Annotated in this window: 10 protein-coding genes; 7 read left to right on the forward strand and 3 right to left on the reverse strand. The window is 34.1% G+C overall.

Annotated features, from left to right (window positions below):
- The 3 genes from ACYQZV_RS07625 to ACYQZV_RS07635 all read right to left on the reverse strand — a co-directional run.
- The coding region (locus ACYQZV_RS07625) for an ATP-binding protein (protein WP_459894648.1) at positions 1-1,309 on the reverse strand (1,309 nt) is incomplete at its 3' end.
- 113 nt (positions 1,310-1,422) lie between these two features.
- On the reverse strand, positions 1,423-2,370 hold the full coding sequence (locus ACYQZV_RS07630) for a UDP-glucuronic acid decarboxylase family protein (protein ID WP_459894650.1): 948 nt from the start codon (positions 2,368-2,370) through the stop codon (positions 1,423-1,425).
- A 121-nt stretch (positions 2,371-2,491) separates the two neighbouring features.
- On the reverse strand, positions 2,492-4,684 hold the full coding sequence (locus tag ACYQZV_RS07635; protein WP_459894653.1) for an EAL domain-containing protein: 2,193 nt from the start codon (positions 4,682-4,684) through the stop codon (positions 2,492-2,494).
- Positions 4,685-4,844: 160 nt separating this feature from the next.
- On the opposite strand from ACYQZV_RS07635, the gene ACYQZV_RS07640 reads away from it, so the two are divergent.
- The 7 genes from ACYQZV_RS07640 to ACYQZV_RS07670 are packed head-to-tail and all read left to right on the forward strand — an operon-like array spanning position 4,845 to position 10,588.
- On the forward strand, positions 4,845-5,078 hold the full coding sequence (locus tag ACYQZV_RS07640; protein ID WP_459894656.1) for a hypothetical protein: 234 nt from the start codon (positions 4,845-4,847) through the stop codon (positions 5,076-5,078).
- Positions 5,047-5,601, forward strand: coding sequence for a transglycosylase SLT domain-containing protein (locus tag ACYQZV_RS07645; protein ID WP_459894658.1), 555 nt, complete (start codon positions 5,047-5,049; stop codon positions 5,599-5,601). Before ACYQZV_RS07640 ends, ACYQZV_RS07645 begins: the two co-directional genes overlap by 32 nt.
- A 9-nt stretch (positions 5,602-5,610) precedes the next feature.
- On the forward strand, positions 5,611-6,735 hold the full coding sequence (locus tag ACYQZV_RS07650; RefSeq protein WP_459894661.1) for an FtsW/RodA/SpoVE family cell cycle protein: 1,125 nt from the start codon (positions 5,611-5,613) through the stop codon (positions 6,733-6,735).
- Entirely contained in the window at positions 6,717-7,784 is a 1,068-nt protein-coding gene (gene murG / locus ACYQZV_RS07655; protein WP_459894664.1) for an undecaprenyldiphospho-muramoylpentapeptide beta-N-acetylglucosaminyltransferase, read from the forward strand. Before ACYQZV_RS07650 ends, murG begins: the two co-directional genes overlap by 19 nt.
- Entirely contained in the window at positions 7,781-8,830 is a 1,050-nt protein-coding gene (locus tag ACYQZV_RS07660) for a GGDEF domain-containing protein (RefSeq protein ID WP_459894667.1), read from the forward strand. The genes murG and ACYQZV_RS07660 overlap by 4 nt, the downstream gene beginning before the upstream one ends.
- Positions 8,831-8,871: 41 nt before the next feature.
- Entirely contained in the window at positions 8,872-9,336 is a 465-nt protein-coding gene (locus ACYQZV_RS07665; RefSeq protein WP_459894669.1) for an NADH-quinone oxidoreductase subunit NuoE family protein, read from the forward strand.
- Positions 9,311-10,588: a complex I 51 kDa subunit family protein gene (locus ACYQZV_RS07670; protein ID WP_459894671.1), complete on the forward strand. Its 1,278-nt coding sequence runs from the start codon at positions 9,311-9,313 to the stop codon at positions 10,586-10,588. The genes ACYQZV_RS07665 and ACYQZV_RS07670 overlap by 26 nt, the downstream gene beginning before the upstream one ends.
- Positions 10,589-10,611: the final 23 nt, after the last annotated feature.

Here is a 10,611-nt window from a genome sequence, read left to right on the forward strand (position 1 = left end):
CTTCTGGGATAGATAAAATACCTGCGCCGTTAAAAAGAGCATAGACAAGGGATGCGTAAAAACCTTCATATTTGTATAGCTCGTTTTTTGTGTACCAGTTATGCGGGATGCTTGCAAAGAATGAGCTAAGGGTGTCTTTTAGTTTTTGAAAGTCTGATTTTCTTAAAGAGTGCAAGACGTTTATTCTTAATTTTTCTTTTAGTGTGGAGTTTTTAATGACATAATCTAAAAATGCGTTGTTAAAAGATTTTCTCACCTCAAGGTTTGGATAGGATAGAGTATAGATGTTATCCTCTGGGTTGTAATTTTTTATCGTAATGTATCCAGTTTGAAAAAGCAAAGCTTCTATGGGCATATCTTCAAGGTCAATGCTTGATATTATTTCTTCTCCAACTTCTAAGTTTTCTAAATCTGGTAGGTATAGTCCTTGGTTTTTAATCGTCTTTAGCAAAAAAGTAGGGGTACCTGTTTCAAACCAATAAGGGGCAAATCTTTTTCTGTCAAACAAAAGCATCACATCAAATGGATTATAAACAGATTCTCCAAGCCAAGAATACCCGTTGTACCAAGTTTTTATCTGTTCTTTATCAAAGTCTTCTAGCCTGTCTTCAAATATACTCTCAAGCTCAGATTGGGTGTATCCACATATTGTGGCAAACTTTTTATCAAGCGTTATATCGTTTAACTGATTTAACCCACTAAAAATAGATACCTTTGAAAACCGAGATACACCGGTTAGGAATACAAGTTTTAGGTAAGGGTCTAATGGTTTTAGTGGTGAGTAGAGATTTTTAAGGATTTCTCTGTTTTGATAGGCTATTTCTATATTGTCTATGGCATCTAATATAGGTTTATCGTATTCGTCCACAAGTACTACTACGGGTAAGTTGCATTTTTCATAAAGACTCGTTATGAGCTCTGTGAATTTTAGATTTATTGGTAGACTTTCTTTTAACGCTACATCATAATGTTTTGCATTTTTTTCTAGCGTATAATTTATTATCTCTTTAAGCCCATTGGAAGAGTTTATAACCCCTCCTCCAAAATCTATATATACCACTGGATATTTTTTATTCCAATCCCAGTTTTCATATAGATAAAGCCCTTTAAAAAGCTCTTTTTTACCAAGAAAAGCTTGTCTTAGGGTATCAAGAAATAAAGATTTACCAAAACGTCTTGGACGAGAGAGAAAATAGTATTTTCCATTATCAGATAATATCTTTACATACTTGGTTTTATCCACATAGTAATAGTCTTTTTCTGTCCTGATAGATAAAAAGCTTTGAATACCTATTGGTAAAACTTTCATATAGATATTATATATAAGATAAAGGGCGGGTTTGCTAATTTGTTCTAAAAGGGTTTTTGCGTTTATCTTTCATAGAATAAGTTTGTTTTAAGGCTTTTGGTATAAAAATTAACTTATTTAAATCCCTTTCTTAGCACTCCTTCAAAGTATTCTATAGTCTTTTTAAGCCCTTCTTCTAACGGTACTTTGGGTTCCCAAGAGAGCTTTTTTCTGGCCAAACTTATGTCTGGTTTTCTTTGTTTTGGGTCGTTTTCGGGTAATGGTTTGAAAACTATTTTCGATTTGGAATTTGTGAGTTCTATGATTTTCTCAGCTAGTTCTAAGATTGTAAATTCCGTTGGATTGCCCAGGTTTACCGGCCCTGTAAAATCATCCGGAGAGTTCATCATCTTTATAAAACCATCTATCATGTCATCCACATAGCAAAAGCTTCTGGTTTGGGTACCATCTCCATAGACGGTGATGGGTTGATTTTGCAAAGCTTGGACTATGAAGTTGCTTACTACCCTTCCGTCGTTTGGGTGCATGCGGGGTCCGTAAGTGTTGAAAATCCTTACCACTTTGATTTTCAGATTGTGCTGTCTATGATAATCAAAGAAGAGCGTCTCAGCGCATCGTTTACCTTCATCATAACAAGCTCTTGGGCCTATGGGATTTACATTGCCCCAATAATCTTCGGGTTGCGGGTGTATCTCTGGGTCTCCATACACTTCAGAAGTGGAAGCTTGAAATACCTTTATTTTCAACCTTTTGGCAAGACCAAGCATGTTTATAGCTCCTGATACAGATACCTTTGTGGTTTGCACCGGGTCTTTTTGATAGTGAATAGGGCTTGCCGGACATGCTAGGTTGTAAATCTCATCCACTTCTACATAAAGGGGAAAGCATATATCATGTCTTATCACTTCAAAATAAGGATTATCCATCAGATGCTTTATATTGTCCTTGGTACCGGTATAAAAATTATCCACACAAAGGACTTCGTTTCCTTCACTTAAGAGCCTCTCACACAGATGGCTTCCTAAAAATCCAGCTCCACCGGTTACAAGAATACGTTTCATGGTTATATTTTATCAAAGTTTTAAGCTTATAATATTAAAAGCTCCATACTTTTAGCATCTGTTTTTTTTATATCATTTAGTCTATTCTCTATAACTGAAAGTTTGAAAAAAGCAATAGAGTTTATTGTGAAGATGCTAGGGCTTTGTACTCTTCTTCCAAGGGACTTGGCTTGTGTAAATAAAAACCTTGGAAGAATACCATTTCTTTTGGTAATCCTATAGAACTTGCAACAGATTTTAGCTCTTTTATTATATCTTCACTGTCTGTAAACTCATATATGACTCTTAGATTTGCTTTTTTGGAGAAAATAGATATGGACTCTACTATAGATGCATATATGTTTGATTCAAGCATTCTCTTTACTATGTATCCATCTACTTTAAGGGTTTTTGCTATGTTGGTATAAGCCAATTCTCCAACTAGCTCGTAGTTTGTATAACCTGTACCAAAATCGTCAAAAGCTATATAAAAGCGTTCGCTTTGAAGTTCTTCTATGATATCTTTGTTTGTGGCTATAGCATACTCTGTGAGTTCTAAGTTTAAAGTTATGTTGTTTTCATGACATTCTTTGATTAGTTCTTTCAAAAGCCCTACAACTTCATTATTTGAAAGAGAGGGTGGATATATGTTTAGATAAAATTCGTTTGTAAGAGCTTTTATCTTGTCTAAATTTTTTATAACATTTGTAATAACAGCTATATCAAGAAGGCTCATGGCATTTTCTTTTTGGAGTATGTTTATAAATTTGTAGGCTGGTATGTATTCATCGTTTTTCTTAACTCTTGCAAGAATTTCAAAAAATCTTTTGTTTAGATTTATATCACATATCCATTGTATAAAAATATCTATGTCTTTATTTCTTACTTTTTCCAGCACAATGTTTTTTATCTCTATTCTAGCTCTTGCTTTTTCTAAAAGCTCCATTTTTCTTTCGCCAATATCCAACATTACAACTGGGGTGTTTGTTTTTTCTTTCGTTTTTTGTTCGGCCTCTTCTTTTAAAATATTAAGTATCTCTTTTATCTCTTCAGCTGACAAACCAATAAGCTTTGATATATCTATTTTGTATATATAAAATGCACTTTTGTTACTCATTTCTATATAATTTTTCCTAATGTCCTCTGCTAAAAGCTCTATATCTTTAAAAAGGCTATCAAACTCTTCTTTAAAGTTGTAAAAATTTTCATTTAGAAACACATAAACATTTTTTTGAAAACGCGTGAAAAACATAAATTCAAAACTCTTAAGATGTTTTGACAATATTCTCTTCAAACGCTCTATTATTAATTCGCAATGAGGAGTGATGTCTTCTGAAGGTACTATGGTTATAAGAAGTAGTTTATTGCCATGTTTTTTGTTCTCCAAGATTTCTGGCATTAGCTTTTCTTTGTTGTCGTTCCAATGCTTGGATATGAGTTCATAATTATAAACTAGTTTATATATACCGTTTATTAAACTCTCTGTTATAGCTAATGCCTTTTTATATTCTTTTGAGGTGTAATATTTTACAAGTTGATTCATATAAGTGTGCACCAATTTATGTATAGCTATGGTCTCCGTTTTTAGGTGTTCATTGCCAAATGTCATTATATCAAATCCAATTCCATGAAGCAATTGTCCTACTTGGCATTCAATATGAGAGCTTGCGGATGTTATAGGACTTTTGTATGTTGTGTTGCCATTGTTGTCCGTGTAGCGGTATTGGCATGTATTCTGGAATATGTTTAGAATTTCATTTATTTTTTTATTGACACCTTCTCTAAAAAATATATCGTAATGTGAATAGTTCGTTAAAATATCACTGTTGCCAAAAAAAGCTTTTATAGATTCAAGACGACCGCTTATATACTCAGTGGCTGTAGTTTGGTCCAAAATATCTTTTAATGTGAAGATAGTTAGTTCATCCAAGCCAATCTCCTCTTTAAATCTTCTTAAAAGCTGTATATAAAGTTCTATTGATTCAAGTATAATTTCGTAGTTTATGCCAAGTTCATAATGCCTTCTTGCTATAATTTGAAGCTCTTTTGTAGCTTCTGATATTTTGTTTTCATAGATATGTTTTATGATTGCAAGTAGAGTTGCACTTTGTTTTTTTATTAGATTTTCTACAGTATAATAAGAGTTGAAAAACTCATGGGCGTGGTAATCTTGTAAAAGATTTGAATAAAACTCATAAAATATTTTGTAAAATATTTCTATACTGGCGTTAATATCTTTATTAAAGCCCTCTAAAACAGTATCTTTGTTTAATATGTTTATATTTATACTCTTAACAATGCTTTTAGCCTTATTTTCACTATCGTTGTTTGACATAAAACCCTCTCGTAAGTTTTGTATATTTATTTTATAGCTATATTGTATAATTATCAATGATATATATTATTCATTGTTTTATTGTTTTTGCTTTAAATATTTTGGTCATCTTTAGACAATTTTGACATTAAGTTTTTAGCTTTTAACGATATTAACATTCATGAAGGATTTAAACTTTACCGCGCTTTTAATCAACGTTTTTGTGGGGCTGTTTTTGTTCTTTTTCAAGAACAAGCTTGAAACTCTTGAAAAGGAGATAGAAAACCTACGGCAAAAATCTGTGATAAAGGAAGATTACCACAGGGAGCTTGATAGGTTTTTCAAAGAAGTGTTTAGAAGACTTGACAGATTGGAGGCTTACTATGTGGGACAAAACCAAGCTAAAAAGCGTTAAAAACCTCTACCAAGAGGAAGTGCTTCAAGTACCAGCTATTTTTAAGGATAAGGCTGATTACATCTACTTTTTGATGGCACAATCTTATCAAGAGTCTGGCTGGGATGAGACAAGCATTTCTAAGACCGGTTGCAAAGGCTTTGCTCAGTTTGAGCTATCCACTTGGAAGTTTGTTTGGAAGAAGCTGTTAAAACATCAAGACATACCTAGTATATGGGATGTAAAAGCTCAAATAGTAGCTCAGCATACTTACATGAAATATCTCATAAACGCCATATCTAAAAAGGAACCAATGCTTCCAAGGCTTGAGATTTTATCCTCTTCGTTGATGGCTTACAACGGTGGGCTTGCTGTAATAGAGTGGTGCTTGGAGTATCACGGTGTTGTTTCTGTGATAGCTTTAAGAGATTATAGAAACACCCATAAAAGCACATATCCGGATGAAAACAAAATTTTTGAAATTTTAAACTATCCTATATCCATATTTAACATATGGCGTAGTCTTAGAGAAATTGCTGTATAATAGTCATGAATGAGATTTTACGTAAAAGAATGGGATGAGGTAATACTTGTAAGTGTTTTGCTTTTGTATATAATAGGACTCGTAAACATCTCAAGCGCAAGCCTTGTGGGTATTGCATTTTTAAAATTTAACATCGCTTTGTATAAAAAGCTTATCCTTCAGGTTGTGGCTGGTGTTTTGGGTTTTTTGATAGCTGGTTTTTTAACAAAATTTGACTATGAAAAGCTGAAAAACCCAAAGTTTATATATAGCATTATAACTTTGAATATGCTTTTACTTATGGTGGTGCTTGTTATAAAATATGCAAGACATATGCCTGTAAATAGATGGTTGTTTGGAACAAGCTTGCAAGTATCGGAGTTTTCAAAGATTATAAGTATCGTTTTTTTGGCTTATTATATAAGTAGAAAAGGTGAAGTAAGCGGTACAAGAGAGCTTGGGTTTGCCTCTTTTATTATAGCGTTTCAATCTTTGTTGATATTTTTAGAACCAGATAGAGGCAGTGCCATATTTTTACTATTTATAGGATTTGTAATGCTTTGGATTGGAAACGCTCCCCCTAAGGTCCTTTACCCTACCCTTGTGGCGTTTGCAATACTTGGTGTACTTTTTTTATTTCTAAAAACCGGTGGTAACTATGTGGAGGGGCGTTTTGTGGCATGGTTAAACCCTTTTGCCAAAGCTAACACAAAAGGTTATCAGATTATCCAATCGCTTTTTGCTTTTGCCCACGGTAAGCTTTTTGGTGTGGGTATTGGAGAAGGTATACAAAAAGAGGGGTATTTGCCTGAGATAGATACCGATTATGCTCTTGCTCTTATAGGTGAGGAGTGGGGGTTTTTGGGGGTTTTGTTTGTGGTATTTTTATACGCAGGTCTTGTTTATAGGATTTTTAAAATATCTGATTTTGCGGAAGATACCTTTGGCAAGCTTATAGCCTTTGGCATAGGCATGTACATAGCTATAGAATCCATTTGGAATATGATGATGGCTATGAATCTCATACCTTCAAAGGGTATAGCTTTGCCTTTTATAAGCTACGGAAGCTCAAACTTGCTGGCAAACCTTATAGCTATAGGTCTTGTGATGTCTGTGTATAGGAAAGAGAAAAAACCATGGAAAAGACTTTCTTAGTCTCTGGTGGTGGGACTGGTGGACATTTTTTTCCGGCTCTTAGTTTTTTAAGGCTTTTAAAAGAAAAAAATTTAGAATCTATATACATAGGTTCTTCTTACGGCATTGAAAAACGCCTTCAAGAGGATATACCCGTAAAAAAGATATTTCTTGATACAAAAGGTTTTGTAGGTAAAAGCTTCAAAGACAAGCTTAAATCTCTTTATCTTATGGCAAAATCTGTTTATACGTTAAATGCTTTTGTAAAATCTGACTTTTTAAGTGTAGTTTTTGGTGGATACGCTTCGTTGCCGGTGGGGATTTTAAGTGCTTTAAAAAGAAAGCCTCTTTTCATACATGAGCAAAACGCTATTCCAAGCCTTACAAACAGGCTTTTTTCAAGAAAAGCAGAGCTATCTTTTACTACGTTTTACTACACATCTAAGTTTTTTGAAAACCCTTTGAGGGTGGGCATGCCTTTGAGAGAAGAGTTTTTAGGCTTTTACGATAAAAAATTGCTTCAAAAGGAGTTTGATATAAAAAGCCCATGTGTTTTAGTGATGGGAGGGTCCCAAGGGGCAAAGGTTTTAAACGACATAGCCATAGAGTTTTTCAAAAAAACACAGTTTAACGGGGTTATTATAACTGGTGATAAACATTTTGACGAGGTTTACAACGCTCTTAAAAACCTAAATCAAGTGAAGGTATTTTCATTTTTTAAAGAAATCTATAAGCTTATGAGGGCTTGCGATGTAGCAATATCTCGCTCTGGGGCAAGCACTGTATATGAAATGGCTACAATAGGTCTTCCTGCTGTTTTTGTACCATATCCATACGCTGCTTATAATCACCAGTATTACAACGCTTTGGAGATAAAAGATTTAGGCGGTGCAAAGGTATTAGAACAAAAAGACTTAAATTTGCAAAATCTCATAGAGGCCATAGAAGATATATTAAAAAATTTAGGAAGTTATTCAAAAAACATATCTTCTTTTTGTATAAAAAATGAAAAAAATGATATAATATTACCTCAAGAGATTATGCTAAAAAAAGTGTTAGAGGTTTTATGATAGACTATAAAAATATTTTGATAAACCTTCTTAAAAAGCACAACCTTAAAAAAGACGCTATAAAAGTGTTTTTAGAGCTTTTAGAATCTAAGGAAGATGACTTAGATATATTAAAAAATTTTGGCATGACTGATAAAGATATAAAAAACTTTTGTAAAATAAAACAGATACTTTTAAATACGGATGAATGTCTTAAAAAGCGAATAAGCCCAATATTTGATTATTTGAAAGATTTCATATACAAGTTTTTGGATTTGTTTTGCAATTTTACCGATGACGCCATTTATAATTTCGTTATAGATTGCATAGAGCTTGGTTTTGTTTTAAAAAAAGAAAATGAAAATATCTTTGACTTTTACAGAGCCCAAAATATTTTGTCTTCGTATACTATAGAAGCTATAAGAAAATTCAAAGATGAAAACCAAGATGCACCCATTGATGTTTTTAGCCTTACAGCTTCTTTTGTGAAGTTTTCTCATTTTGCTTCAGAGGTAGTGTCCTTGGCTTACTATGAAAAGCTTATTGCGGACAAAGTATACGAGGTATATGTAAAATCTACGAGGGACCCGCTTTCTCATCTTTACAATAGGACAAAGTTTAACGATATGAAAACCTATGAGTTTTTTAGGGCAAAACGCTACAAAATCCCACTTTCACTATGCTTGTTTGATATAGATGATTTTAAAAAGATAAACGATACATATGGTCATACGGTTGGCGATAGAGTGATAAGAGAGCTTGGTAGAGTTGTTTTGGAAAACATTAGAAAATCTGATATGGCTTTTAGGTGGGGTGGTGAAGAGTTTTTGATAATGTTTACTCATACCCATATGAATAAGGCGAAGCTAGCCTGTGAAAAGTTGCTTAATAAAATAAGAAACATCGAGATAAAAGAAGGTGAAAACACTATTAAGTTTACCGTAAGCATGGGTATAACCGAGTTAAAAGAAGAAGACGATAGCATTGAACAAGCTATTGATAGAGCTGATAAAGCCCTTTACAGTGCAAAAAGAAGCGGTAAAAACCGTATTGAGATTTTGATATAAATTAAGTTGCAAAAATAATTGTAAAAGCTTAAAATGTATATATGCTAAACCAAGAGATAAAAGATGCTATAGAGGCTCATGTAAAGTATTTCGGGTCTAAAGAAGAGGCTCTTTTGCTATCCCTTCATTCTATACAAGAGCATCTTGGCCATATACCAGAAGAGGCTTTAGAAGAGCTTTCTTATGTTTTGGATATACCGCTTCATCACATAAAAGGTGTGGTAGCTTTTTATGAGATGTTTGATACGGGAGAGAAAGCAAAGCACCGCATATACGTATGCAACAGCATAGTTTGTTATCTTCTTAAAAGCCATAAAGTGTTTAACGCTGTGAAAGACCTTCTTGGTATAGAGCCTGGTCAAGTGACAAGGGATGGTATGTTTAAGCTTGTGGAAGTTCAATGTCTTGGTGCTTGTTCTGAAGCGCCAGTTTTCATGATAGACAACGATACTTATAAATACGAATCAAAGGAGCAACTTCATGAAATACTTGCCAAATATAGCTAATATACATGCTGAGACAGAGTTAAATCTCCTTTTAAAAAGAGCAAAGCGCAAAAAAACCGCAGATATAAAAGAGTATTTAAAAGATGGCGGTTATCTTGCTTTGGAAAAAGCCTTAAACATGAACCCAATGGATATAGTGGAAGAGGTAGATAAGAGCAACTTAAGAGGAAGAGGCGGAGCTGGTTTCCCCACTGGCAGAAAGTGGAAGTTTTGTCTTCAGAATCCTGCCCCAAGATATCTTGTTTGCAACGCCGACGAATCAGAACCAGGCACTTTCAAAGATAGGCTTATCATAGAAAGAGACCCTCACCTTCTTTTAGAAGGTATGATTATATCCGCTTATGCTCTTGGTGTACACAGAGGTTACATATATATAAGAGGTGAATATCCTGCAGGATATTATATACTAAGAAACGCTATAGAAGAGGCAAAAAAAGAAGGCTTTTTAGGTAAAAACATACTAAACTCTGGTTTTGACCTTGAAATTCTTGTAGCAAGGGGTGCAGGAGCCTATATATGCGGTGAAGAAACAGCGCTTCTTAACTCTATAGAAGGCAAAAGAGGTCACCCAAGGCTAAAACCACCATTCCCGGTACAAGTGGGCTTGTGGGGTAGACCAACTGTTGTAAACAACGTAGAGACGTTATCAAATATACCAATTATTATCAATTTAGGTTCAGAAGGATACAAAGATATAGGTCCTATGGACTACCCAGGCCCAAAGCTCTTTCCAGTGAGTGGTAAGGTGAAAAAACCCGGTGTTTATGAGCTTCCTATGAATACTACGTTAAGAGAGGTTATATTTAAATATGCAGGTGGTACCATAAGGAATGTACCAATAAAGGCTGTATTTTCAGGCGCTCTTGATTGTCTTAGTGTAAATGAGCTTGATACTCCAATGGATTATTCTCAATTTGGTTTTGGTGGAACTGGTACTGTTATAGTGCTTACTGAAGAGGACGATATAGTAGAAGCTTGTTATAAGATAGCTGAGTTTTACGAACATGAAACCTGCGGTTTTTGTACACCATGCCGTATAGGATGTCACGAGCAAGCTTACCTTCTTGATAAGATAGTAAAAGATGAAGCCACGCCTCAAACATGGGAAGGTCTTAGATTTGTGACAAAGTATATCCAGCCTACTTCTGTATGTGGTCTCGGAGCGGTGGCCAGTAGGCTTATCAAACAAGCTATGGAAAAGTTTCCAGAAGATTTTGCCAAGAAAGAACAAAAATCTTTTGCAAATATTTAAATTTTGATTAATTTCTTTTTATC

The organism is Hydrogenobaculum acidophilum, assembly GCF_054656715.1.